The 24,985-nt window shown below is 71.5% G+C and carries 17 protein-coding genes; 9 read left to right on the top strand and 8 right to left on the bottom strand.

The genetic code is table 11. The annotated features are described in order from the left end of the window. The first annotated feature begins 90 nt into the window (after window positions 1-90). The 4 genes from WMF44_RS30680 to speD all read left to right on the top strand — a co-directional run bounded on the left by WMF44_RS30680 (window position 91) and on the right by speD (window position 5,109). Window positions 91-3,024, top strand: a complete 2,934-nt coding sequence (locus WMF44_RS30680) for a 2-oxoglutarate dehydrogenase E1 component (protein ID WP_437293594.1) — start codon at window positions 91-93, stop codon at window positions 3,022-3,024. Further along, window positions 3,021-3,491: a PaaI family thioesterase gene (locus WMF44_RS30685; RefSeq protein WP_437293595.1), complete on the top strand. Its 471-nt coding sequence runs from the start codon at window positions 3,021-3,023 to the stop codon at window positions 3,489-3,491. The genes WMF44_RS30680 and WMF44_RS30685 overlap by 4 nt, the downstream gene beginning before the upstream one ends. 166 nt (window positions 3,492-3,657) lie before the next feature. Next, a complete protein-coding gene (locus WMF44_RS30690; RefSeq protein WP_437293596.1) occupies window positions 3,658-4,404 on the top strand; it encodes a hypothetical protein in 747 nt (248 codons plus the stop codon). Window positions 4,405-4,749: 345 nt separating this feature from the next. Beyond that, window positions 4,750-5,109, top strand: coding sequence for an S-adenosylmethionine decarboxylase (gene speD / locus WMF44_RS30695; protein WP_437293597.1), 360 nt, complete (start codon window positions 4,750-4,752; stop codon window positions 5,107-5,109). A 137-nt stretch (window positions 5,110-5,246) separates the two neighbouring features. Here speD and WMF44_RS30700 read toward each other — a convergent pair whose 3' ends face one another. Further along, a complete protein-coding gene (locus tag WMF44_RS30700) occupies window positions 5,247-6,671 on the bottom strand; it encodes a peptide MFS transporter (protein WP_437293598.1) in 1,425 nt (474 codons plus the stop codon). Window positions 6,672-7,163: 492 nt separating this feature from the next. On the opposite strand from WMF44_RS30700, the gene WMF44_RS30705 reads away from it, so the two are divergent. After that, entirely contained in the window at window positions 7,164-8,297 is a 1,134-nt protein-coding gene (locus tag WMF44_RS30705; protein WP_437293599.1) for a hypothetical protein, read from the top strand. Window positions 8,298-8,396: 99 nt separating this feature from the next. Further along, on the top strand, window positions 8,397-9,986 hold the full coding sequence (locus WMF44_RS30710; RefSeq protein WP_437293600.1) for an AAA family ATPase: 1,590 nt from the start codon (window positions 8,397-8,399) through the stop codon (window positions 9,984-9,986). Between the two features lie 132 nt (window positions 9,987-10,118). On the opposite strand, the gene WMF44_RS30715 is transcribed toward WMF44_RS30710, so the two are convergent. Then, the gene (locus WMF44_RS30715) at window positions 10,119-10,256 is read right to left on the bottom strand and encodes a hypothetical protein (protein WP_437293601.1); all 138 of its coding nucleotides are present in this window, start codon (window positions 10,254-10,256) and stop codon (window positions 10,119-10,121) included. 200 nt (window positions 10,257-10,456) lie between these two features. Here WMF44_RS30715 and cmr1 point away from each other — a divergent pair, with 200 nt between their 5' ends. Genes cmr1 through WMF44_RS30730 form a run of 3 tightly spaced genes read left to right on the top strand, consistent with a single transcriptional unit; the run spans window position 10,457 to window position 14,252 of the window. After that, the gene (cmr1, locus tag WMF44_RS30720) at window positions 10,457-11,650 is read left to right on the top strand and encodes a type III-B CRISPR module RAMP protein Cmr1 (protein ID WP_437293602.1); all 1,194 of its coding nucleotides are present in this window, start codon (window positions 10,457-10,459) and stop codon (window positions 11,648-11,650) included. Then, a complete protein-coding gene (locus WMF44_RS30725) occupies window positions 11,647-13,182 on the top strand; it encodes a type III-B CRISPR-associated protein Cas10/Cmr2 (protein WP_437293603.1) in 1,536 nt (511 codons plus the stop codon). The genes cmr1 and WMF44_RS30725 overlap by 4 nt, the downstream gene beginning before the upstream one ends. Next, complete coding sequence (locus WMF44_RS30730; RefSeq protein WP_437293604.1) at window positions 13,179-14,252, top strand: formylglycine-generating enzyme family protein; 1,074 nt, start codon at window positions 13,179-13,181, stop codon at window positions 14,250-14,252. Before WMF44_RS30725 ends, WMF44_RS30730 begins: the two co-directional genes overlap by 4 nt. A 10-nt stretch (window positions 14,253-14,262) precedes the next feature. Here the strand turns inward: WMF44_RS30730 and WMF44_RS30735 are convergent, their stop codons facing one another. The 6 genes from WMF44_RS30735 to WMF44_RS30760 all read right to left on the bottom strand — a co-directional run bounded on the left by WMF44_RS30735 (window position 14,263) and on the right by WMF44_RS30760 (window position 24,252). Further along, the gene (locus tag WMF44_RS30735; RefSeq protein WP_437293605.1) at window positions 14,263-14,883 is read right to left on the bottom strand and encodes a hypothetical protein; all 621 of its coding nucleotides are present in this window, start codon (window positions 14,881-14,883) and stop codon (window positions 14,263-14,265) included. A 243-nt stretch (window positions 14,884-15,126) separates the two neighbouring features. Next, the gene (locus WMF44_RS30740) at window positions 15,127-16,098 is read right to left on the bottom strand and encodes a Wadjet anti-phage system protein JetD domain-containing protein (RefSeq protein WP_437293606.1); all 972 of its coding nucleotides are present in this window, start codon (window positions 16,096-16,098) and stop codon (window positions 15,127-15,129) included. Beyond that, complete coding sequence (mukB, locus tag WMF44_RS30745; protein WP_437293607.1) at window positions 16,095-20,516, bottom strand: chromosome partition protein MukB; 4,422 nt, start codon at window positions 20,514-20,516, stop codon at window positions 16,095-16,097. Before mukB ends, WMF44_RS30740 begins: the two co-directional genes overlap by 4 nt. Next, window positions 20,513-21,202: a chromosome partition protein MukE gene (locus WMF44_RS30750; RefSeq protein ID WP_437293608.1), complete on the bottom strand. Its 690-nt coding sequence runs from the start codon at window positions 21,200-21,202 to the stop codon at window positions 20,513-20,515. The genes mukB and WMF44_RS30750 overlap by 4 nt, the downstream gene beginning before the upstream one ends. Then, window positions 21,199-22,524, bottom strand: a complete 1,326-nt coding sequence (mukF, locus tag WMF44_RS30755) for a chromosome partition protein MukF (protein WP_437293609.1) — start codon at window positions 22,522-22,524, stop codon at window positions 21,199-21,201. Before mukF ends, WMF44_RS30750 begins: the two co-directional genes overlap by 4 nt. A gap of 666 nt (window positions 22,525-23,190) precedes the next feature. Beyond that, window positions 23,191-24,252 carry a hypothetical protein gene (locus WMF44_RS30760; RefSeq protein WP_437293610.1) on the bottom strand — a complete coding sequence of 354 codons (1,062 nt, stop codon included), beginning with the start codon at window positions 24,250-24,252 and terminating at the stop codon, window positions 23,191-23,193. Window positions 24,253-24,985 lie beyond the last annotated feature (733 nt).

The raw sequence follows: 24,985 nt of genomic DNA on the forward strand, positions 1-24,985 counted from the left end.
CCCGGACGATGTTCCGCCCCACGAGGCGAAGCCATCGGAAAACGACTCTAGCGTGCCGGCCCGACACGCGTTATTTGCAGCCCGACCACGATGCAGCTTGATTTCGGAATCAATGCAGGGCTCGTCGAGGAGCTCTATGCCCAGTACCTCGAGAACCCGGAGTCGGTAGACCCCGGCTGGCGCTCGTTCTTCGAGGGAAAGAACGGCGGAGCGACGCCGAGCAGGCTGCCCGCTCCGGCGGCGACGCCGACCATCCCGCACCAGGTGCTGCGGCCCGGCAACGGGCACGGCTACGGGAACGGGAATGGCAAGACGAACGGCGAGGCCGCGAAGACGCTGGAGGCCGCGTTCGCGCGGACGCTCAGCGAGCACCCGAGCTCGCCCGAGTCCTCGCGCGATCTCAAGGTGCTCGCGGAGGCCGCGATCAAGGCGCGCGTCTACGCCCTCGTGAACGCCTACCGCGTGCGCGGCCACCTCTTCGCGCACGTCGACCCGCTCGGCCTGCCGCCCGCCACGCCGCCCGAGCTCGACCTCACGAACTTCGGGCTCCGGGTGGAGGACCTCGAGCTGCCCTTCCCGACGACCGACCTCGCCGGCGTGCCGCCCGTCCTCACGCTGCGCGAGATCATCCGCCGGCTCGAGGAGACGTACTGCCGCTCGATCGGCGTCGAGTTCACGTTCATCGAGGAGCCCGAGGCGCGCCAGTGGCTCCAGCAGCAGATGGAGTCGACGCGCAACCGGCTGACGCTCGACCGCCAGAAGCAGCTCCGGATCCTCACGAAGCTCTCCGACGCCGAGATCTTCGAGCAGTTCATCCACAAGTCCTACGAGGCGGGGACGAAGCGCTTCTCGCTCGAGGGCGCCGAGAGCCTCATCCCGCTGCTCGACCTCATCATCGAGCGCGCGGGGGCGCACGAGGTCGACGAGATCGTGGTCGGCATGGCGCACCGCGGCCGGCTGAACGTCCTCGCGAACATCATGGACAAGAGCCTGCGCGAGATCTTCGCGGCCTTCGAGGACAAGAACGCGGAGCGCCACCTCGGCAGCGGCGACGTCAAGTACCACCTCGGCTACTCGACCGATCGCACGCTCGAGAACGGGCGCAACGTCCACCTCACGCTCACGTTCAACCCGAGCCACCTCGAGTTCGTGAACCCCGTCGTGCAGGGGCGCGTCCGCGCGAAGCAGGACCGCCGGCTCGCCGACGGCGCCGCCGACGCGCGCCGCCGCGTGATGCCGCTGCTCATCCACGGCGACGCGGCGTTCATCGGGCAGGGCGTCGTCGCCGAGACGCTCAACATGATGAACCTGAAGGGCTACACGACGGCCGGCACGGTCCACGTCATCGTGAACAACCAGGTCGGGTTCACGACCGATCCGATGGAAGGGCGCTCGACCCGCTACGCGTCCGACATCACGCGGATGCTCAAGGTCCCGGTGTTCCACGTGAACGGCGAGGACCCGGAGGCGGTCGCGCACGTCGCGCAGCTCGCGATCGACTACCGCACGCGCTTCGGCTCCGACGTGATCATCGACATGTACTGCTACCGGCGGTACGGCCACAACGAGGGCGACGAGCCGCGCTACACGCAGCCGCGGATGTACGCCGCGATCGACAAGAAGCCCACGGTCCGGCAGGTGTACGTCCGGCGCCTCATGGAGCTCGGGCAGGTCACCGAGGAGAAGGCCGACGAGATCGTCGTGCGGCGCCGCGAGGCGCTCGCCGCCGCGCTCGACGAGGTGAAGCAGAAGGGCTTCGCGCCGGTGCTGTACTCGATGGGCGGCGTGTGGTCGCACTACCGCGGCGGCGCCGACAACGCGACGCCGGAGGTGCCGACGAGCGTGCCGGCCGAGCGGCTCATCGCGCTGTCGGAGAGGCTCCTCGAGCTGCCCGAGGGCTTCAAGGCGCACCCGAAGGTGCTGCCGACGCTCCAGCAGCGGCACGACAAGCTCGTCGCCGGCGAGGCGTTCGACTGGGGCACGGGCGAGATGCTCGCCTACGCGTCGCTGCTCGCCGAGAAGACGCCGGTGCGGCTCTCTGGTCAGGACGTGCAGCGCGGCACCTTCAGCCACCGGCACGCGGTGCTGCGCGACGTCGAGACGAGCGCGCGCTACGCGCCGCTGTCGCGCGTGGCCGAGGGGCCGGCGCGCTTCGAGGCGTTCAACAGCCCGCTCAGCGAGGCGGGCGTGCTCGGCTTCGACTTCGGCTACAGCCTCGACTATCCGGACGGGCTCGTCATCTGGGAGGCGCAGTTCGGCGACTTCCTGAACGGCGCGCAGGTCATCGTCGATCAGTTCCTCACGTCGAGCGAGGACAAGTGGCACCGGCTGAGCGGCATCGTGCTCTTCCTGCCGCACGGCTACGAGGGCCAGGGGCCGGAGCACTCGAGCGCGCGCATCGAGCGCTGCCTGCAGAACAGCGCCGAGGACAACATCCAGGTGTGCAACCTGACGACGCCGGCGCAGCTGTTCCACGTGCTGCGGCGGCAGGTGCACAGGCCGTGGCGCAAGCCGCTCATCATCGCGACGCCGAAGAGCCTGCTGCGCGTCCCGGCGACGTCGAAGGGCCCGCACCGGCCCGTGTCGACGATCAAGGATCTCTCCGAGGGCAAGTTCCACCGCGTGCTGCCCGACACGAGCGGGGTCGATCCGGCGGACGTGAAGCGGGTGCTGCTCTGCTCGGGCAAGGTCTACTACGACCTCGCGCTGGCGCGGGAGACGCGCGGGCTCAAGGACGTGGCGATCCTGCGGCTGGAGCAGCTGTTCCCGCTGAACGAGGAGATCGTGAACGCGCTCGCGCCCTACAAGGACGGCACGCCGCTCGTGTGGGTGCAGGAGGAGCCGCGCAACTACGGCGCCTGGTACTACATCCTCGCGGTGCTCCGGCAGCGCATCGGCGACCGGCTGCCGCTCTCGTGCGTGAGCCGCGCGCCGAGCGCGAGCCCGGCGACCGGCTCGCGCGCGAGCCACCTCCTCGAGCAGAAGATGCTGATGGACGAGGCGTTCGTCGGGGGCACCCGGTGAGCGGCGGCGCGGCGAGCCTGCAGGACAGGTACTCGCCGCAGGGCCGCTGCTTCGGCTGCGGGCCGGCGAACGACAGGGGGCTCCGGCTGAAGAGCCGCGTCGAGGGCGACGCGGTGGTCTGCGACTTCACGCCGGAGCCGCACCACGAGGCGTTCCCCGGGATGCTCAACGGCGGCATCATCGGGGCGCTGCTCGACTGCCACTCCAACTGGACCGCGGCCTACCACCTGATGAAGGCGCGGGGGGCCGACGCGCCGCCGTGCACGGTGACGGCGGACTTCCACGTGAAGCTGAAGAAGCCGACGCCGCTCGGCGGCCCGGTGCACCTGCGGGCGCAGGTCGCCGAGGCGGAGGGCGACCGCGTCGTTGTCGAGGCGACCCTGGAGGCGGGCGGGCGGGTCACGGCGACGTGCCGCGGGACGTTCGTGGCGGTGAAGGAAGGGCACCCGGCCTTCCACCGCTGGTAGGCGCCGGCTGACGCGCGGCGCGGGCGGCCCGTCCGCGACCGGGAAGGCGTTGCTCGCCGCCTCCGTGGCACACGCGATGCTCGCGCCCCGGCGCGCGGCGTTCGCGGCGTGGCGCGCGGATCGGATCCGCCGTCGTCGCGGCGCCGCGCAGCGAGGAGGATCCGCAATGAAGGCAAACACCGGGGTCGCGATCGCCGCGGGAGCGGCCGCCGTGCTCTGCGGGAGCGTCGCCGCTGCGCAGGACTTCGAGGGCGACGTCCCGCCGAGCTACCTGCGCTCTCCGCTGAGGGCGCCGGCCAACGCGCTCGAGCTCGGCCTCAACCTCGGGTACGCGCAGGGGTTCGGCGACATCGGGAGCGAGCGGCGCCTGCGCGACGTGGCGGGGCCGGGGGCGGGCGTGGGCGTGAAGCTCGTCTACCGCGCGATGCCGAAGGTCGGCCTCGGGCTCACGTCGCGCTACGAGCAGTACACGGCGCAGGGCGCGGAGCAGGGCGGGGCCGACGTGCGCGGCGTGACGCTGGGCGCGGAGGCGAGCTTTCACCTGGCGCCGTTCGAGCGCGTGGATCCGGTGATCTCGCTGGGCGGCGGCTACCGGGCGCTGTGGACCGCGGCGCGGCCGGGGGTGTGGGCTGCGGCGCGGCCGGGGGTGTGGGGCGACACGGTGACCCACGGGATCGAGCTCGGGCGGCTCCAGGCGGTGATCGACGTCCGCATGTCCGAGAGCGTCGCGCTGGGGCCCACGATCGGCGGCGGGCTCAACCTGTTCCTCTGGGAGAACACCGGGGGGTCGATCCGCGGCTGGGAGGTCCAGGGCAGCCGCGTGAACAGCTTCGTGTTCGCCGGGCTCGAGGGGCGCTTCGACCTGGGTGGGCAGCGCGTGCAAGGCGTCGTCCAGGTCGCGCGGCGGCGCTAGAGCGACAAACGGGTTGAAACCACGAGAAAAGCAGAATTTTCACAGGGAGGCGAGGAGGCGGGGAGCGAGAGACGGCGAGAGGGAGAAGATCATTTTTATTCTTCCTCCCCGCCTCCCCGCCTCCCTGTGAAAATTCTCCGGGTTTCAACGTGATCGTTGTTCTAGAGCGACGGTCTCCCGCACAGGAGACCGCCGCTCTGCTCGGCATGTGCAGAGGGCGGTGTAGCGCGGCGAACACGCCCTCCGCGGGCCTACCCCCTTCGTGAAGCCGATTCAGGTTCCGCGGTGCCCAGGCTCGGCTACCCTAGGCGGCCGGCGCGGGCCGCCGCGCGCGCTCGCTCACCGATGCAGCTCTTCGTCGCTCTTGCCCTGTTCGAGGGCTGTCCCTCCGACTTCCTGAACAGCCCGGCCGCGCTCCGCGGGGCGCTGGAGGCGGCCGTCGCCGCGGGATCGTTCACCCTGCTCGAGATGGTGGTCGTTCCGTTTTCTCCGCAAGGGATCACCGCGTGCGCCGTCGTCGGCGAGTCGCACGTCGCCCTGCACTCCTGGCCCGAGTCGGGGCGGCTCTTCGTCGACGTCGCCTCGTGCAGCACGCTGGAGAGCGTCCGCCGCGCCGTGGCCGCCATCGGGAGCGCGCTGCCCGAGGGGCGGCTCGCGACCCTCGACGAGCGCATCGTCGACCCCGCCGGCGCGCGGGCGCCCTGACGCCGCGCCGCGCCCTCACGGAGAGCGCGCGGGCGCCCTGACGCCGCGCCGCGCCCTCACGGAGAGCGCGCGGGCGCCCTGACGCCGCGCCGCGCCCTCGCGGAGAGGGCGCGCGGCCGCGCCGGGCGCGGTGTGGATCAGTGCTGGCCGAGCACGCGGCGGAGCGGCTTGTTGAACGCGAACATCGCGGCGCCGGCGCTCAGGCCGAGGAGGGTGAGCATCAGGAAGAACATGTCCTTCGACCAGCGCTCGTAGAAGATGCCGAGGTAGCCGCTCAGCGTGTTGCCGAGGAAGCTCGAGACGAACCACATGCCCATCATCATCGACACGATCCGCACCGGCGAGACCTTGGTCACGAGCGACAGGCCGATGGGCGACAGGTAGAGCTCGCCGATCGTGAGCAGCAGCGTGCAGAAGACCGGCCAGAACAGGCTGCCCTTGCCGTCGCCGACGGCCTGCGCGCCGACGATCATCACGATGAACGACAGGCCGAGGATGGTGCAGCCCAGGGCCATCTTCGAGACGCTCGTCGGCTCGGCGCCGCGCTTCGCCTGCCAGCGCCAGAAGACGTCGAGCAGCGGGGCGAACAGGATGATGCAGAGCGGGTTCACCGACTGGAACCACGTCGACGGGATCTGGAAGCCGAGGACGGTGGGCCACACCGTCTTCTCGTCGGCCCAGCTCTGCATCGTGTTGCCCTGCTGCTCGTAGACCGCCCAGAAGACGACGTTGAGGGCGCAGAGCGCCACGAGCGCGCCGACGCGCCGCCACTCGTCGCTGGAGAGCGGCTGCTTCTGCTCGCCGGCGCCCTCCGCCGTCTTCATCAGGTTGTCCTTGGCGAGGTACTTCTGCCCCGCCAGGTAGACGACGAGCCCAAGGCACATCCCGACGCCCGCGGCGGCGAAGCCGTAGTGCCAGCCGTAGACGGCGGCCAGGGTGCCGCACACGAAGTTGCAGATGAAGGCGCCGAGGTTGATGCCCATGTAGAAGATGGTGAAGGCGCCGTCGCGGCGCGGATCACCCTTCGGGTACAGGCTGCCGACCTGGGTCGAGATGTTGGGCTTGAACGCGCCGTTGCCGAGGATGAGCAGGAGCAGCGCGATGAAGAACGAGTTCTCGAACGCCATCACGAAGTGTCCGATGGCCATCAAGACGCCGCCGATCACCACCGTCTTGCGCTGCCCCCACACCCTGTCGGCGAGGATGCCGCCGAAGAACGGCGTGAGGTACACGAGGCCCGTGTACAGCCCGTAGAGCATGGACGCCTGCTCGCCGGGCGCGCTCGGGAGGAGGCCCTTGATGAACTCCCAGGCGAACACCGTGGTCGGATCACCAGGGACGAGATCGCATGGCGGCGTGTGCTGCCGGCACCCCTGGTAGGCCTCTCGCGCGGTGACGAACAGGTAGTTCGCCATATACAGCTTGAGGAGGCCGCGCATGCCGTAATAGGAAAAGCGCTCCCACATCTCCGCGAAGAAGAGGATCACGAGCCCCGGCGGGTGCTTGAAGCGCCTCTCGAAAGCGGTGACGGGGAGGGCCGGCTCGATTGCTTGCTCGCTCAATGCTGTCTTCTCCACGAGCTGGGACCACGCTGCGTGGTGGTCGGGCGATGCGGGGGATCGTGGGGCGCGCTGCCCCTCGGCACGGGGATGCTAGACGATCCGCGACGACCACGTCACCCCCTTGTTGCGCACAGCGTCGAGCCGGGTGAACAGGGTGTCCACGTAGGCGGCCCTTCGGCCACGGCCGGAGGACAGGTGGGCGGGACGCTCCGGTCGGCGCTGCGATAGGCGAAGCGGCCGTGGGCCGGCGAGCGGACGCCGCTGCTGGCGGAGCGAGCGCCGGTGGTGGGCGGACCAGCCGCCGCGCCGACGCCGCCCGGCGACGGCGGCCGCCGCGGATGGACCGCATAAGCCCGCGTCGTCCTCGGTTGTGCCGGGAGCGTCCCCTTCGCCCCGGGCTCCGCCCTGGCCGCGCGAGGGCGCCCTCCCTCTGAAGGCGAGATCCGCAGTCGAGGCTTCCGGTGAGAGGCTGTCGGCCGCAGATTATCTGTGATGCAACATCCTCAAACTCGCTATGTCCCGAGCGACAGCGCACGTTCGACGGGTCTCCTGTGGATTCTGCTTCTCCCTGCCTGCGCGGGCGTCGAGCCGTCGCCGCCGGAGGCGTGCGCTCCTGGCGAGGAGCGCTTTCGCGGGCGGTGCGTCCAGCCCGCCGCCCGCTACGAGCCCGAGGAGCGCGTCGACCGGGACAACGTCGTCGCCTTCGGCGCCGAGCTCACCCGGCTCGCGCTGCCGGAGCCGCCGCGCAGCGGCTTCAGGATCATCGCGCCGCCGCGGCTCATGGCGCCCGGCGAGGAGGCGACCTTCTGCGTGTCATGGCCTTTCCCGGCGATCGAGAGCAAGACCGTCCACGCGGCGCGCGTCTACGCGACGGCGGGGCTGCATCACAGCAACGTGATCGCCAAGCCGGTCAATCCATCGTTCGGGCCGAATCCTTACCCGGGCTGCCATCCCGGCGCCGACGATCCCTTCGGTACGCTGCCGGCGGCCATCCCGGACGTCCTCTTCGCGAGCTCGACGCAGGTCGTCGGCGAGGAGACGCTCGTCTTCCCGGAGGGGATGGGCTTCACCCTCGATACGTCCCGCGAGATCGCGACGAGCGTGCACCTGCTCAACACGTCGCCCGAGCCCGCGCTCGTGGAGCTCGCCTACGACTTCTACACCATGCCTCTCTCGGAGCGGACGGAAGAGCTCGCGCCGTTCGTCTTGAGCGTCAACGACTTCCTCGTCCCGCCGCGCGCCACGCAGACCGTCGGCGCGACGTGCTCGACGTTCGGCGGGAACATCGTCTCTCTGATGCCGCACACGCACCGTTACGCCGATGCCTTCGACGTCGACGTCGTCCGCGCGGACGGGGGCGAGGCGCGCGTCTACGAGGGCGGGGCGTTCGATCTGGAGAGCGACATCGAGGTCTTCCGGCCGGCGCTCGCGCTCGGCGAAGGCGACTCGCTCCGGTACGCGTGCAGGTTCCGGAACACGTCGGACCACGATCTCACGTTCGGCTACGGGGACAACGAGATGTGCATGCTGTTCGGGTACATGTACCCGCCGGAGAAGCAGCTGGCGGGGATCTCGCTGCGCGACGGGGAGCCGTGCATCTCGCTCGGCCTCGGCGCGCTCCGGTGAGGAGCTTCGTCGCCGCTCGGCACGAGCGCGCCGAGACCTGTCGGGGAGCGAGTCGTAGCCAGGCTCCGGTCGCTCGCCATGGGGCGCGGCCTGCGGTACATGAAGACTGTGCGAACCTTCAACATCGCTGGCCCCTGCCGTCCGGACCGACACTACATGGTCCCAGCCGGGCAGCGACTGCCTGGTTTCCGCGCGCTGGTCGACAAGCAAGCGTATTTCGTCGTCCACGCCCCGCGCCAGACGGGCAAGACGACCACGATGAAGGCGCTGGCCCGGCGCCTCACGGAGGAGGGGCGCTACGCGGCGCTGCACTTCTCCTGCGAGACGGCGCGCGCCTTCCCTGAAGACGTCGAGCAGGCGGTGAAGGGGATATGGCTCGCCGTCGAGGGCGCAGCTCGCCTGGAGCTCCCCCCGGCGCTCCGGCCGCCGGCGCCAGTCGAGGTCCCGCCCGCCGGATACCTCCAGACCCAGCTCACGCGCTGGGCGGAAGCGTGCCCCCGCCCGCTGGTGCTCGTATTCGACGAGATCGACGCGCTCACGGGAAGCAGCCTGATCTCCGTCCTGAGCCAGCTCCGCGCCGGCTTTCCGGACCGCCCGGCCGCCTTTCCCTGGTCGCTCGTGCTCTGCGGGGCGCGCGACGTCCGCGACTACAAGGCCGCGAGCGGCGGGGGACCGGTCCGTATGGGCTCGTCGAGCCCATTCAATATCAAGGAAGAGTCGCTGCGCCTCGGCGACTTCACGGAGGCGGACGTCCGCGATCTCTATGGACAGCACGCCGACGAGACAGGCCAGCCGTTCGCGGAGGAGGCGCTCGCGCGCGCGTTCGCGCTCGCGCAGGGGCAGCCGTGGCTCACGAACGCGCTTGCGCGGGAGGTCGTGGAGAAGATGCAGATCCCCGTGGACCAGCCCATCACGGCCGCGCACATCGACGCCGCGAAGGAGCGCGTCATCCTGGCGCGGGCCACGCACCTCGATTCGCTGCTCGCGCGCCTCGAGGAAGGACGGGTACGCCGCGTGCTCGAGCCGGTGCTCGCCGGCGAGCTGACCGGGGGAAAGACGTTCGACTCGGATTTCGAGCATGCGATCGACCTCGGGCTGGTCGCTCCGGGGTTGCCGGTGAGGATCGCCAACCCCATCTACCGCGAGATCATCCTGCGCGTGCTCGCGAGCTCCGCTGAGGCCGCGATCGACGCGGAGCCGCAGCGCTACAGGACTCCGGAGGGGCGCCTCGACGTGGACCGACTGCTCCGTGATTTCGCCGAGTTCTGGCGGCAACATGGAGAGATCGTCGTCGAGCGCGTGGACTACCAGGAGGCGGCGCCGCAGCTCGTCCTGATGGCGTTCTTGCACCGGGTGGTGAACGGAGGAGGCGTGATCGAACGCGAGGTCGGCGGGGGGCGCAAGCGGATCGACGTGCTGGTCCGGTGGCCTTTTGTCGACGGCGAGGGCCGGCGCGCGGAGCAGCGCTTGGCGGTGGAGATCAAGGTGTGGCGCGACCGCGACAAGAAGGGAGATCCGCTGCGGGAAGGGCTCGGCCAGCTCGACGAGTACCTGCGCCGGCTGGGGCTCGATGAGGGGGTGCTGGCGATCTTCGATTGCAGGAATGCGGCGGGGGCGATCGAGGAGCGGACGCGGATCGAGGAGGCGAGGACGGCGGCCGGGAGGCGGGTGGCGGTGCTCCGAGGGTAGGCGCGCGCGGGGGCTGGGGTGAGGCGCGCGGGCGAAGCATTGGCCGGGCGAGCGGGGGCGGTTCAGCTCGGATAGATACGACGGCCGCGGGGCCTGACAGGCGCGCGAAGGTCGCGCGGACCATCGGCGCCGTCAGCCGATCACGGTCGCCTCGACGCTCGCGGAAGCCTGCCAGGGCACGGGCACGACCCGCCGGTGCAGCGAACGCCGGGTGCCGGCACGCATTGCTTCTTCTCTCGCCGGCCCGCGTCGGCGGTAGAAATATTTCATTCAGGCTCCTGCGAACGAGATGCGGTTGCATCATCTCCGGCGCCCTCGCTATTCTGGTGTCCCGCCGGGGGTCGTCGGGTCGAGGCATGGCGCACAGGCGATGCTCGCGGCGTTCGTGCGGCTCGTCGGGCGCGTGCTCGATTGACCAGAGATGCCTTTTCTCGTCACAGGCGTCGTACCCCGGGTCTCGGGAGGAACCGATGAACCCTTTCCACCGATTGTCGTGCGATTTCGACGTTCTAACCCCCTTGTTCCTCGGCGGCGCCTCCCAGACAGCCGAGCTGCGGGCCCCGTCGATCAAAGGGGTGATGCGGTTCTGGTACCGGGCGCTCGATCCGGAGTTCGCGAAGCATGAGCCCATCCTCTTCGGCAATGGCGGCAACGACGCCCGTCAGTCGCTGCTCCGCCTGCGGTGCCGGCCGGGGGAACGGATCCAGGAGCACATGCGGTGGCGCGACGCACGGGCCGACCAGTTCGATGAAGGCAGCGGACGACAGACGAGAAACGGCCTGACCTATCTCGGATTCCCGTTCTCGATGCGAGGGAACGAAGAACGGACCGCGCTCCGGCCCGGCGCGCGGTTCTCGCTGGACGTGAGCTGGCACCGGCCCGCGCCGGAAGACCGCCAGCCGCTGCGCGTCGCTCTGGCCTCGGTGTGGGCGCTCGGGCACTTCGGGTCGCTCGGGATGCGCGCCCGCCGTGGATTCGGCGCGGTGACGCTCACCGGCTGGCGCCTCCTGGCCGGCGACGGGCAGACGGTGGCCGACGGCGACCTCGAGGCGCTGCCGCTCCTCCACCGGACGGCGGGAGCCGCGGAGTGGGCGGCAGGCGCGCGGCGCGGCATCGACGTGGTGCGAGGCTGGTTCGGGCAGTTCACGGCGGGCGGCGCCGGCAAGGCACGCTCACGCCACCCGCATTTCGGTCCACAAGCCGACTTCGTGCTGGGCGCCGACAAGGCGCGGCGCGACGACTGGCGCGGCGCGGTCCTTTCGCTCGGGCGCGCCCTCCAGGACGCCCGGCAGCGCACGCCGCCGGACTACGGCGAGGTCAAGAACCATGTGCTCTTCGAAGTCCGGGAGGGCGGCCTCCGCATCCAGCGGGCCCCGGCGCGCGCGACGTTCGGGCTCCCGCTCACGTTTCGTTATGGCTCGGTTCCACGGGGAAAGTCGGTCACGTTCGCGCCCGTGGACGAAGAGCGGCACGGGAGCTTGCTGCTGCTGCGGCCGGTGCTCGTGGGAGATTCCCTCTCCAGCCTGTTCCTGCGGTTGGACGGCGACGTTCCGGGCATCGACACGCCGGTAGGGCTCCGCGGAAGCGGCCGCTCGCTGGCTCCGGCGGCGCAGAACGCGATGGATGAGTTCATCCGCAAGCAGAAGGGGAAGGCCGCGCCATGAAGGAACGAGATCGAGACCGAATCCTCTCCATCCCGGGCCCCCCCGGGGCGGCGACGGAGCGGAGCGCTCACCCGATGGCGGAGAACACGCGACAGGGGACGGTGACCGATCGGACCCGCTTCTGGCAGCAAAAGCTCCTTCAACTCCTGCACGATCCCCCGGGAAAGGCATTCTTCCTCCGGCAGGGCGCGGGCGGACACAAGGCGGTTGCGGCGGACCTGTTCGAGGCAACGACGGGCGTTCCGCTCAAATACGTACGGCCCGAACCAGACAGGGCTGCTTCGGGCGCGGATCGGCCGGTCGGCTCCCCGCCGCGCCCAGCGCAGATCTCGGTGGACTGGGTGAAGAGCCCAATCCTGACGCATCCCCTCGCCTCCGGGGCGCTCGGGACCGTCGCCATCGACCTTGGCCGTCAGGACCTGCCGGCGCCGCGCGAGCAGACACGCACGCTCGCCGGAGAGGTCGGCCGCACGCTCCGCGAGCTGCTCCAGCCGAGGGAATCGCAGGAGGACGAGCTCGACGACCTCCCCGAGGAGGAGCGAGAGCGCTTCCTCGACGAGCGCGCCAGCGAGGTGGAAGGCAAGCTCGCCGCCTTGCCCCGCTGGCACGACGACGCGCGGCTCCAGCAGGCGTGCTTGCAGCTCTGGCGCCGCCTTCCCGAACAACCGCCGCCGGGCGTGGCCGAGGTGGTCTGGCGGCACCAGCCCGCAGACTCGAGGGCCCCGGATCACAGCCTCTGGGATCACGTGCGCGTCACGTCGTCGCTCTCGTTCCTGAGCGGGAGAAGGCACGAGGGGCCCGTCATGCCATGGCTCCTCGCCTTCAGCCTCGGCCCGGTGCAGCGGTTCATCGCGCAGTCACGGACATCCACCGATCTCTGGACGACATCCATGCTGCTCTCGGATCTCGTGTGGCACGCCATGGTGCCGTTCGTCGAGCGGTATGGCCCGGAGGCGATCGTGTACCTCGATCTGCGGGCCAACCCGCGCGCCGACGTGTGGCTCTGGGAGCAAGCGAACGGGTTGGACGGAGCCGCGCCGCCGGCGCAGGCGGAGCGGTACAAGGGCGTCCTGCCCGAGCAGCTCAACCCGTGCTCCTACGCCGGGATCTTCCCCAACACGTTCATCGCGCTGGTCCCCCTCGGCGGCGAGCGCTACCTGGTCCGGCTCAATGAGCTCGCGGACGAGGCGCGTCGCGCCGTTCGCGAGCGCTGGAGAGAGCTGGCGGACCTCGCCAGACGCTACTTCCTGGAGCAGGCCACGGGGCGCCCCGAGGCCATGAGCGACCCCGAGCGGAGGGCTTTCGAGGCCACGTGGGCTCGCCAGCACGAGGGCGTGCTCTTCACGGCCTGGTCCGCGGCAGCGTGGCCGAGCACTACGCCGACAGCCTCGTGCGGGCCGAGGCGGAGCGCGATCGGCCCGCAGCGACGCGCCTCGCAGCGCTCGTCGAAGACCACGCGAGGCACCTGCCCGCGGGCGGACGTGCCCGCTACGAGGCGCTCCTCCGAGGCGACGCGCGGCTCACGCTGGTGACCGCGCCGGAGGGCGCTCGTGTCACCATCAAGCCGTACGAGCCGGTCAACCGCTATCTCATGGCCAGCGACGAGCGAACGCGCACGGCCATCGCGCCGCTCCAGGAGCACGGCCTCCAGCGCGGCAGCTATCTCCTGCTTCTCGCGGCGCCTGGCCATGGCGAAGCACGTTACCCGGTGGCGCTCGGGGGCGACGAACACTGGGACGGAGTCCGCCCTGGAGGGACAGCGCCGCATCCTATCCGCCTGCTTCGCGAAGACGAGCTCGCGCCGGATGACGTCTATGTGCCGGCAGGGTGGTTCATCGCCGGCGGCGATCCGCGCGCGGGGGAGAGCCTCCCGCGGCGACGCGTCTGGCTCGACGGGTTCGTGATGAAGAAATACCCCGTCACCAACGCCGAGTATGTCGACTTCCTCAACGCGCTGGTCGAGGAAGGGCGCGCGGGAGAGGCGCGCCGGCATTGTCCGACGCACGCGCCGGGGGCAACCCTGAGCGACGACGCGCCGCTGGCCTACGCGCTCGACGAGCGCTCAGGGCGCTACCGCCTCAAGGCGCCCGAGGTCGAGCATGCGTTGCCTGTGGTCTTCGTCGATTGGCATGCGGCGATGGCCTATGCGGCGTACTGGGCCCGCCGGACCGGCCTGCCGTGGCGGCTCCCGAGCGAGCTGGAATGGGAGAAGGCCGCGCGCGGCGTCGATGGGCGGTTCATGCCATGGGGGGATCAGATCGAGCCCACGTGGGCGTGCGTGTCGGGCAGCCACCCCGAGCGGAAGCGGGTCATGTCGGTGCACGAGTATCCCACCGATGTCAGCCCCTACGGCGTCCGCGGCATGGCGGGCAACGTACGCGACTGGTGCGTCGAACGGTGGCGTCTCGCTGGTCCGCACGCGGAGCACGGCATCGTGCGCGTGGAGGCAGCACCGACCGACGATCCCGCTGATCGTCCGGTGCGCGGCGGCGCCTGGATCTCGGCGGGCGAGCTCGTCCGCCTCGCGGTCCGGTACGCCGAGCCTCCCACGAAGCGCCACGGCGTGCTGGGATTTCGCCTCGCGAGGCCGATCGAGCCGTGATTCGCCGGGGTCACGAGCCGAAGGGGCTCGTGGTGTAGAACCAAGTCCATCCTCCGATGTCGCTCGGATCGAGGCTGGGCGCCCCGTTCTCGTCTTTCACCATCTCGAACGTGAGCTTGTCGGGCGTCGCGTGGAACAGCGCCCGCGCGTCGCGGGTCTTGTACCACGTGACCCTCTCGAGCCTGCCCTGCTGGTCCTGCTCGATGAGCAGGCCAATCATCTTGGTGCTGTCGTCCGGGTCGATCGCCTTGAAGAGGCGCTTGTGCGCCGCCGAGGGCTTGCACACCCCGCGGCGCCACTTGGCCGACTGCAACAGGTCGAGGTGCATCGGCATGGTGCCGACGAAGCCCTCGATCGCCTGCTGCGAGCACGCGATCGCGTCGGCGTGCAGGGAAAGCGAGGTGACCCCATCGATAAGGACACCGGCATTTCCATGGTGATACTCGCGATAGGGGGAGTGCTGGGGCGTCGCCTGGTCATTCATCAGCACGATCCGCGCGAGGTCAACTCCGGCGCCGTCGGCGACGAGGCGGATCCGGGTCACGACCCGCGTGTCGACTGGAAACTGCTCATTCCCCGGGTTCTCCAGGATGTCTTTGCTGTCATTGCTCTCGGAGCGACCTTTGTGCATGGTTCGTCATCCTCGGTTGAAGGGGCGCGCCGACCCATCGACACGCGGGCAACGGCGACCGCTTCGCCGTCGCCGGTCGGGAGGTTACGACAAGCTCGAGTGCATGACGATTTCATCTCATTTCACGAGGGTGCCTGGTCCTCCGCCAGCGTCGATCACACCGAGAATACGCCAACAACTTAGCCCATTTACGCGGGCGGAAGACGCTCGTGACACGGATACGCTCTCATGCGGCCGCCGCCATCACAGCATCCCCTCCAGCGCAGCCGGCGTCCGCGGATCGACCGCGACCGGCTCCTGCTCGAGCCACATGTCGCGCGCCGCGAGCCGCCGCACGAGCTCGGGGGCGTCGCGAACGTCGAGATCCACCGGCCAGGCGCAGGGGCGGCCCTTCGTCTCGACGAGCTCTTCCCAGAACTGCGGCACGAACCAGCGGAGATCCGGGCGCGCGCCGCGGAGGTGCTGAAAGATGCGGGTGCCATTGGGATCGAGGTCGCCGAAATGCACCACGGGGACGTGCGTCAGACGGTCGAGGAGCCGGGTGACGGTCGCCGTGTCCCACCCCGGGACGTGCGCGAAGAGCCAGCCCTCGATCGTCGCTAGATCACAGAACGCCCCGAGGTTCTCGACGAGGAGCGCTGCGCGGACGGTCCCTTCGAGCTCGAGTCCGCCCTTCAAGGCACGCTCGGGCAGGGACACCTCGCCCAGCACGGCCGCGACGGCCGCGAGGTCGACCGCGCCGCGCGGCGTCCGGGCCACGAGGCCCTCCGGCGGTCGGAGCCGCACCGAACCGTCGTGCGTGGTCACGATCCCGCCGAGGGCGGCGGCGCGTCGCCCGGTGAGCGCCGCCTTCGAGTGCGCGGCGACGAGCGCCGCGGCCGTCCGCCGGTTGAGCTGTTCCGGGAGCGCCGGGAGCCCCTCGGCGCGCTGCGCGTCTTCGAGCGCGGCCCAGCCGTCCGGCGTGGGCGGGAGGCCGCGCGCGATCAGCTCCGCGAGCGCTCCGCCCCACGCGGGCCAGACCCGATCGAGGAGCGCGGCGAGCTCGCCGCGCCGGCTCTCGACGAGGCCCAGCTCGTCCCGCCGTCCGGTTCGCTTCGTCCAGGGCAGCTCGCCGAGGGCGTCCCACGCCGCGGCCTGCGCGCGACGACGCTTGAGCATGCCGCGCACGAGCAGCTCGAGCAGCGCGAGCCGCTCCTCCGCCGTCTGCCATATCACGCCTCGGCCTTCGTGCGCCGACCGCTCACCAGCACCTCCTCACGCCCGTCCGGCGTGGTGCGACGCACGAGGCGGTACGTGGTGTTGCCCTCGGCGCGAGCGACCTCCGGAGCGGCGATCAGGAGCTGCAGATCGAGCGTCTGGCAGAGATCGAAGAGCACGCCCAGGTTGTCGTGCGAGAGCCGGTTCGCCTCGTCGAGGAAGAGGAAGCGGAGCGATCCATGGGACTTCTTCCCTCTCAGGAGGGTCGCGTCGCGCTCCCACTCGGTCAGGACGACCATCATCAGCGCCGCCCCGACGCCGATGGCCTCGCCCGTCGATAGCCGCGTCGGGTTCGCGATCTCCCAGTCGGCCCCCGCCTTGCGAAGGATCTCGACCTGGAGGTGGACGTACTCGCGGTAGTCGAGCAGGCGCTGCCCGCCCGTTCGCCCGCCGCCGTAGCGGCGGAAGATCTCGTCGAGCGCCTCCTCGATCGGCATGTCCGCCTGGAACAGCAGCCCCTGCGCCGCGCCCTCACGCAGCGCGCGCAAGACCTGCTCCATCCTCTCCACCGGCTTCAGGCGAACACGGATCCCCTGGATGCTGCCGAAGCTCACGCCCTCGAGGTTCTTGTTGAGGCGCGTGACCTGTCCGCGCGCCTTGCGGATCTGAACGTCGATGCCGCGGGCAACGTCCTCACTCGCGCCGCGCAGGTCGCCCTCCTGGCGGGCGAGGCGCTCCTCGAGGGTGGAGAGCTGGTCACGCAGGCGGAGCAGGGCTTCGCGCGGATCGTCGACCTCGGCCACCTGGGCCGGCAGCCGCCGGCGCAGCCAGTCCCGGACGGCGAGCCAGAGCCCGAGGTAGGCATCGGCGAACGCGGCGTCCGAGGTGTCGCGCAGCACCTGGAGCTCCGTGAGCAGCGCGGCGCCGCCCTGCGCGATGCGCAACCGCTCGAGGAGGACCTCGCGTCGCGTCCTCGCCTCCTGCACGAGGTTCACGTGGCCACGGACGTCCCCCAGCTCGCTCGGACCTCCGGCGACCAGGCCACCGAGGAGCCCTCGGCGCGTCGCATGCTCGCGGAGGTCGTCCCACCGCTTCACCGCCGGCTCGGCCTCTCGGCGCTCGCTGGCGAGCTTCTCGTCCGCGTCCTTTGCCCGGCCCTCTGCATCCCGAAGCGCGCTCTCCTGGCCGCCGCGCGTCGTCAGCAGCGCGTCGCGCCGCCCGTCGCGCGCGCGGAGCTCCTCCTCGATCCGCGAGACCTCTGCGGCCGCGGCTGCAGCGGCCTCCTCGCTCGGCGCCGGCACGCCGAGCTCCTCGAAGCGCTCGGCGGCCGCCGCGTGCTCCCGCGCGGCGACGCGCCGCCTCCCGTCAGCGTCCTGAAAGCTCGCCGTGGCCTCGTCGTGGCGCTCGTCCGCGCCACGGGCTGCCGCCTCGGCGACGCGCTGCTGCTCCTCGGCCTCGCGCAGCTGCGCCTCGATCGCCGGGACGAGCGCCTGGTTGTCGGCGAGCCGTCGCGGCGCCTCCTCCCAGCCGAGAGCCTCGACGTTCGCGCGCACGTACGAGAGCGCGTCGATGCCAGCGTCGAGGCGCTCTCTCCGCGCCTTGAGCTCGAGGACACGCTGGCGCAGGCGCGCGAGCTCATCGTCGGACAGCGGCGCCTGGCGCAGCGTCGCGAGCTGCCGATCGACGAGCTCCGCGCGCCGCCCCTGCGCGGTCACGAAGGCCTTCGCCGAGAGCGCCGCCGCGCGCTCGGCCTCGAGCGCGCGGACGCGCTCGCCATGGTCGGGCGGATCGAGCAGCATCGCCTCGCCCAGGAACGCGCGGAGCCCGTCGACGCGCGGCCGGAGCGCCCGCGCCGCCTCGGCGTGGCGCACGATCGCGCCGCGATGGCGCTCGAGGTGCGCCTCGTTCTCCGCGATCGCGTGCCTCGCGGCCGCGAGCGCCGGCGCGGGATCCCCCGCGAGCCACACGGCGTGTCCGGCGAGGAGGGCCTCGCCGTCCACGACGAGGCGCTCGAGCTCGCGCCGGCGCGCCCTCGCGTCGTGGAGCTCGCGCGCCTTCTCCTCGCCCTGGCGGCGCAGCTCGGCCGCGCGCTCCTCTCGCGCGCGCCGTCCGAGGCGCGGGTGCGACGGGATCCGCGACACGCGCAGCGCGATCCCCTCGTCGACCGCAACGTCGCGATCGCCGACCTCCACCGCGCTCCTCGCGGAGGCGAGCCAATCGAGGTCCGCGTCACGCGAGACGAGCAGCACGTCGCCGAGCGCGTCCGGGCGCCCTGCGATCGCGCGGGCGGCGCTCTTCGGATCGTCCACGACCAGCGCCTGCGCGAGGCCTCCGAGGCGAGCCTCGAGCTCCGGCGCCTCGTCGAGCGCGACGTCCTCGAAGCCGAGGGCGACCAGCTCCGCGCCGAGCCGGTCCTTGAGCTGCAGCAGCTCGGGCGCGAACGGCCCCCCTGCTGCCAGGAGCTCCCTGGCCTCCCGCACCAGCCGCTCCTGCGCCTCTCGGATCAGCTCCTCGGACCTCCGCGCCGCCGTCAGCTGCTCCGCGAGCGTGGTGCGCGCGGCATCGAGGGCGGCGCGGTCGACCACCGCGACGCCGAGGTGCGCTCCCAGCCGAGCGGTCCTCGCGTCGAGCTCCCGCCACTCGGGCTCCCGTGTCGAGAGCTCGCGGCGACGGGTTTCGAGCTCCTTCAGGAGGGCCTCCGTCGCGGCGGCGCCCGATCTCGCCGTTCGCGCCTCGTCTTCGTGGCCCTCTCGCTCCGCCTCGACGTCGCCAAGGAGCCGCCCGACGAGCGCCGCGGCCGGCTCGTCGGTGAGCGGCACGCCGAGCGCCTCCGCGTGACGGCGAGCGCGCGCCTGCCTCGCCTCCAGGCGACGCGCCTCCCCGAGCTCTCCGTCGATCGCCGGGAGGCGTCCGGCGAGCGCGACGAGCTCCCGATGGCGCCGGAGGGCCTCGACGGCGACGTCATGCGCCCGCGACACCTCGATCTCGCCGACGACGAGCGCCCGCAGCGCCTCCATCACTTCCGCGTGCCGCGTCCGGTGCTCGTCCGCGTCCGAGAGGCGCGTCGCCGCGTCGCGGCGCTCCTGGTCGACGGCGGCCAGCTCGACGCGGGCCGCCGCGAGGCGGTCTCCAAAGCGCTCCGGAGCGAGCGGCGCCGCGCCCAGGCACCCCTCGGCCTCGCGCAACCGCCGGACGGCCTGGTGGTAGGCGCCGGCGCGGCGGTGCAGCTCCTCGATGCCCCGCTGCACATCCGCGAGCCCGCCCGCTGCGCGCTTGTAGCTCTCCTGTGCGCGGCGGAGCTCCTCGCGCCGTCGTGCCCGCTCCTCGTCGGCCTCTGCGCGCGCCTGCGCGGCGGTCCTGGCCGCCTCATCGGCGGCGCCGAGGGCAGCGGCGCACCGCTCGAGCGCGCCCGCCGCCGTGAGCGCTTCCCTCATCCGCGCGTGCCACGCGCGTGCGGACTCGAGCAACTGGCCGAGCTCTCCGCGCCGGCGATCGAGCGCGTCTAGCCCGGCGACGGTCTCCTCCAGCGCCTCTCGCGCGGCCGCGCGCGCCTCGACGGCTGCGGCGCGCGCGGCCTCCGCGTCGGCCACGCGGCGCGACAGCTCGTCCGCGCGCTCGCGCGTCGCGAGGAACGCCGCCGCGAACATCGCCTGGCCCGCCTCGAACACGCCGCCGATCTCGTGCTCGAGCCGCCTCGACTCCTGCACCTCGGTCCGCGTGCGCCGGCAGGCGTCGAGGTTGGCGCGCATGCGCTGGAGCGTGTCCGCGAGGCCGCCCTCCTCCTTGAGCAGGAAGGCGCGGAGCTCCGAGGTCAGCGCCCGCGAGATGCCGCCCGTCATGCTCGTCCGGAGCATCTCGTTCAGCTTGCTGCGCTCCTCGTCGGTGCCGAGGCGGAGCGGCGTGACGCCTCGATCGAAGAGCTCGGCGAAGTACTCGCGAGCCGACGGGAACGCCTGCAGCCGCCCGCCGAGGCGCGCCGCGCTCTCGCGGAGCTCGGGCAGCTCGGGCACCACCTCGCTGTCGCCCTGGCTCACGAGCAGCAGGTCCTGGAGGCGGACGTCCTCGGCGAGCCCCGACACGATGAACGGCGTCGGCTCGACGGAGGGCTCGCCCTTGCGCTCCAGGTGGACGCCGGCGACGAGGCGCCGCCCCGCCGGGAGGGTGAAATCGAGCGCGGCGTACGAAGGGCGACCGGGCTCGCCGAGCCGCCCCCAGATGCCCTTGTCGCCGCCGGTGGCGCCCGTCTCGCCGAGGTTCGTGAAGCGAAGGCGCGACATGTCCGGCAAGAGGACCACGTACGCGGCGATCATCACCGTCGTCTTGCCGGCGCCGTTGGCGCCCTCGAGCGCCGTGACGTGGCGGTCGAGGAGATAACGCTCGTAGAAGACCCCCTTCCAGTTGACGAGGGCGAGCGCCGCCGCATGGGCGCGCGTCATCGGGCGGGCTCCTCGTCCGGGGCCGTGTCGTCGTCGGCGCTCGGCTCGTCACTGCCGCTCGCGTCGCCGAGGAGCACCTCGCCCCTCGCGACGAGCCGCTCCAGCGCGGCGCTCCGGTCGGCGAGGCCGCGCACGGGCTCGGCGAAGCGCATCAAGGCCGGGCGCAGCCGGAGGCGCGCCTCGTCGAGGAGGTCCACGAAGCCGAGGTCCGAGAGCCGGCGCAGGGCCTCCCCGACCTGCGCGCGCACCGTCTCCGCGGCGACGCGCTCGTCGTACTTGCGCTTGCGGGGGCTCAGCGTGCGAACGAGGACCTCCGTGCCGAGCAGGCCCGCGAGGCGCTCCAGGAGCGCCTCGCGCGCGACCAGGCCGCCGTGCTGGAGCGTCGCCGGGTCGAGGTACAGGAGCGCGAGCGCCTGGCCGACGAGCATCTCCCCCGCCGAGAGCTGCCTTCGCCCGAGCCGATCTCCCGAGGGCAGGAGGTAGAAGTACCCATCGCTCTGCTGGACGAGCTCGCACCCGAACCGCCGGTAGAACCCCTCGAGGAGCGCCTGCGCATCGACGAGGTAGTCGTAGGCCGTGCCGTCATCGCGACCGACGTGCCTCCCGCGGCGCAGCATCAGATCGACCTCGGGGAAGTGGTCGTCCGCGATCGCCGCCTCGAGGGTGTGGAAGGTCGAGTCCGTCACGGCGCGCCCCGCCTGTCGACGGCCCACTCCTCGATCTCGATCCGATCGAGGACGGGCGCCCAGGGCCGCTCGCGCTCGCTCCGCACCCGTGCGCGATGGGCGACCGCGTCGGCGATGCGCCCCGTCGCCGCGTAGCGCACGGGCTCCGGCAGGCCAGGGAGGACGCGCGACGTCACCTCGGCGAGCGTCGCCGCGCCCTCGTCCAGGGCGCGCTCGACGAGCGCCTCGATGTCCGCGGCGAGGCGCTCGGGCTCGACCCACGCGGGGGCCGCCTCTCGGTCGGCGCGAGGCCGCGCCACGGGCGGGCGCTCGACGCGGGCCTCGAGCGGGCGGAGCAGCCGGATCGAAGGCGCGCGCGCCGTCACGAGGTGGAAGGGGCGCGAGGTCCACACGGCGAGCTGGTCGCGCAGGCGCTGGCTGAGCGCGCGCTCGGGGTCGAGCCGCACCACGTCGCGCAGGTAGCGGTGCACGTACTGGTAGTACTCGGACCACGCCCGCTGCCGCGCGGCTCCCCACGCCGCGATCCGGTCGACGTGCTCGATCACGCGCTGCGCGGTGGCCTCGGCGTCGGCGTTCGAGGCGGCCGTCGCGAGCGCCTGGATCTCCTGCAAGAGCGCGATGAAGTGGTGCGTGTCCCTGAGCAGGATCTCGTTGAGCTCTCGCAGGGTGCCGGCCATGACGTCGAGCAGGCCCTGGCAGCGGTCGACGGCGCTGAACCAGTCGGCCGACAGCAGCGTCGCGATCTCGGCCTGCACCTCCTCCTGCTGCGCGTCGAGGCCGCGCTGCCTGCGCTCGATGCCCGAGACGAGGTCGGCGACGGTGACGCGGAGCGGCCCCGCGACCGTGGCGCGCCAGGCACCGTCGTCCTCGGCCTTCCTCGCGGCGGCGAGGATCTCGGCGAGCTGCGCGCGGAGCGTCCCGGTGAGCAGCGTCAGGCTCTCGCGCGTGAGCGCCTCGTCGGCGAGGAAGTACTCGACGACGGCCGCCGCGAGCCTCGTGAGCGCGTATTCGCCGGCGCGCACGAGGCCGGCGCCGTCGACGCGGGCGAGCATCCGCTGCTCGCGGAGCCGCTGGATCGCGTGCGTCGCGCGCTTGCGCGGGTTCTCGGCGCCGGGGTCGACGACATCGCAGATCTGCTCGAACAGATCGACGAGCGCGTCCTCCTCGAACGACGCGAGGGCCGCCTTGTCGGCGCGCAGGTAGAGCCCCGCGAGGAAGCAGAGGTCGACCGTCTTCAGGTCGAGGGTCACCCGATCGCGAGCAAGGGAGGCGATGACGCGGCTGGGGTCGGCCGGAGGCCTCGTGTCGTGTCCTGGTTCCACGTAGCCGTTACTGACGATGGGGGACGCTCATACTACGAACCGCCGAGCGGTTCGAGGTGGAACATGCAACACCGCAGCGCGCCTCGGGCCCAAGGGAGAGCGCAATCGATGAGGAGACACGCACACACAAGAAAGCGGTCCACTGGATGTCTCAGTGAGAATTTTCAGCATGTAAACGCAATGCAAGAAATACGGCGCGCTGGGCTCGCTCCATCACTCCGGATGGAGAAGGGAGGCGAGTTCGTGCTCTTTCCTGGGGATGCATGACCTCGGCAGTTCCGGCGCCGCTCGAGCCTCGTGAACCGCTTGACGGGTCCACCTCCCTGGCCACGCAGCACCGCGCGACGTGGCGCTCGAACGTGGTGCGGCCGAGGTGCAAGGAGAGCTCTCACCCAGTTGTCCGCGGAAGAGGAGTCATGAAGACTGCCCATGGCTGGCGATCGTGCCGAGGTGCTGTACATGGCGGGCGAGCGACCCGCGGCAGAGCGCATCCTGCGCGAGCAGATCGAGGCGCACCCCACAAGCGCAGGAGCCTACGCCATCACCTTTTCGCTGTCCGTCGTCGTCATGCCCTGCTCCGGGCAGCGCGGTCGAGGTGAGACAGCACGACGGTCACCGGCAGGTGGGGCGCCGGGCACGCCAGACCGGAGCAGGAGCCACTTCTTGTCATCCTTTCGCAGGGCTGCGCGGCGTCCGCCGCCGCGCCGGCCGCCGCCGCGAGGCCGCGCCGAGGCGCTTCTGGACCGCCGCCTGCGTCTCGCGAGGCAGCGTCGCGATGTAGTCCGCGGACAGCGCGCGAAGCATCGCGTCGGGCAGGGCGAGCACCGCCTGCGCCTCGGTGAGCCCCGCGAGCCGCTGCTCCGGCGCCAGCCCCGCGAGCCGCTGCTCGGGCGCCAGCCCCGCGAGCCGCTGCTCCGGCGCCAGCCCCGCGAGCCGCTGCTCCGGCGGCACCCGCGCGACGAGGCGCGCGAGCGCCTGCTCGAAGCTCTCGACCACCCGCTTTTCGTCCTTCATGTGCCGCTTCCTCTGCCCCGGGAGAGGACGTCGAAGCTGCTCGACGTGCTCCAGGAGCTCCCAGAACACCGCGATCTCCGCCGAGGAGAGCGCCGGGATGCCGCCGGGGTCGGCGACCATCCCAGGCGTCACAGTGTACAGCAGATGCTCGCCCTCGCGAGCGGTCGCCGGGACCGTCTCCACCACCCGCAGCGGGAAGACGCCGAGCCTGCCCTCGTGGGTGCCCGGTCCCGTCGGCGCGAGCGCGCAGCCGAGCGACCGCAGCGCCGCGGCGAAGCGCGGGGTCAGGCGGGGCGCGAGCACCCGGACGGCGACGGAGGCGGGGTCCTCGATCTCTGCGACCACGAGGTACTGCATCGCGTAGGCGACGAGCATGCGGGCGTCGTCCCGTTCGAGCTCGTCGGTCGGCCCCTTGAAGTGCACGAGGGTGTGCTCGGCCAGCTCGCCGACGACGCAGGTGAGCAGGCTCGGCCTGGGTGGGGCGCCGCGACGCCTTCGCCGAAGGACGACGAGGTCGATGCGGAGCGGCTCGCGCGCGAGCTGGAACTCCGAGATGCACTGATACCAGCCCTCGGGTAGCACGCGCTCGAGGAGCGCGACGAGCACCGGGTGCCACGCCGTGTAGACGCGAGCGCGACGTCGCCGCTGCGGGGATCGCGTCCCGCTCTTCGTCGCCGTGCGCGCGGCCTTCGCCATCAGGAGCAGCGCTACCACGACCCGCCGCCGACGGGCGAGCTCATGGCGTGAAGCGGTGACGCGGGCGGCGCAGCGCCGCGCCCCGCGTCGTTCCCTTCCGAGATCAGGTGTCCGGGCGACGATCACCGTCGGATACGGCGCGGCGGCATGCTCTCGGCCGGGCGCTTCCCTTTGAGCGGGCATGCCCGCTTCTGGCTGGGTGTTGAGAAGCGGCGCTTGGTGTCTCCTCCCGTTTCAATGCCCTTTGAGCAGGCATGTCCCGCTCGGGAGCCACCTCAAAATCCACAACAATTCCGATGACTTATACACATCGTTCCGCTAACCCCTCCCAGGCGGCGCCCTCGCCTGTTTCACTTCCCACCGCCCACGCCGGGCGATTCCCCGATTTCCACAACATATTCAAACGGTTACACGATTCGCTAGCCCCCCCACCCCCAGCGGCCTCCTTCGACCGACGCTGCGAGTGCATCGACGATGTCATCCGCGTGCTCGCGATGCTCTGCCTGCTCCACGATGTCGTCATCGTGCCGCCTGGCGCCCTCCTGAATCACCCGCTCGGGCTCCCGGCCTTCGAACGGCTCGCTCCCTTCGTTCGCGCGGGGGTACTCGGCACCACGGCCTCTCCATTCGAACCGGGCCCCCGCACCTACATGAAGGAGAGGGTTCGACGCCGTGTCGACGGGCGCCTCGATCGACGGGGTGGGTCGCTCAAGTCGAGCGACGTCGCCTCTCTCCCCTTCCCGCGCCTCCC

The sequence above is a fragment of the Sorangium sp. So ce426 genome, from assembly GCF_051475585.1.
Classification (GTDB): domain Bacteria; phylum Myxococcota_A; class Polyangia; order Polyangiales; family Polyangiaceae; genus Sorangium; species Sorangium cellulosum_B.

Coding starts and splice junctions, on each gene's coding strand:
- WMF44_RS30680 (WP_437293594.1), top strand. CDS start 91: ATGCAGCTTGATTTCGGAATCAATGCAGGGCTCGTCGAGGAGCTCTAT.
- WMF44_RS30690 (WP_437293596.1), top strand. CDS start 3,658: ATGAAGGCAAACACCGGGGTCGCGATCGCCGCGGGAGCGGCCGCCGTG.
- speD (WP_437293597.1), top strand. CDS start 4,750: ATGCAGCTCTTCGTCGCTCTTGCCCTGTTCGAGGGCTGTCCCTCCGAC.
- WMF44_RS30705 (WP_437293599.1), top strand. CDS start 7,164: ATGCAACATCCTCAAACTCGCTATGTCCCGAGCGACAGCGCACGTTCG.
- WMF44_RS30710 (WP_437293600.1), top strand. CDS start 8,397: ATGAAGACTGTGCGAACCTTCAACATCGCTGGCCCCTGCCGTCCGGAC.
- WMF44_RS30715 (WP_437293601.1), bottom strand. CDS start 10,256: ATGAAATATTTCTACCGCCGACGCGGGCCGGCGAGAGAAGAAGCAATG.
- cmr1 (WP_437293602.1), top strand. CDS start 10,457: ATGAACCCTTTCCACCGATTGTCGTGCGATTTCGACGTTCTAACCCCC.
- WMF44_RS30725 (WP_437293603.1), top strand. CDS start 11,647: ATGAAGGAACGAGATCGAGACCGAATCCTCTCCATCCCGGGCCCCCCC.
- WMF44_RS30735 (WP_437293605.1), bottom strand. CDS start 14,883: ATGCACAAAGGTCGCTCCGAGAGCAATGACAGCAAAGACATCCTGGAG.
- mukB (WP_437293607.1), bottom strand. CDS start 20,516: ATGACGCGCGCCCATGCGGCGGCGCTCGCCCTCGTCAACTGGAAGGGG.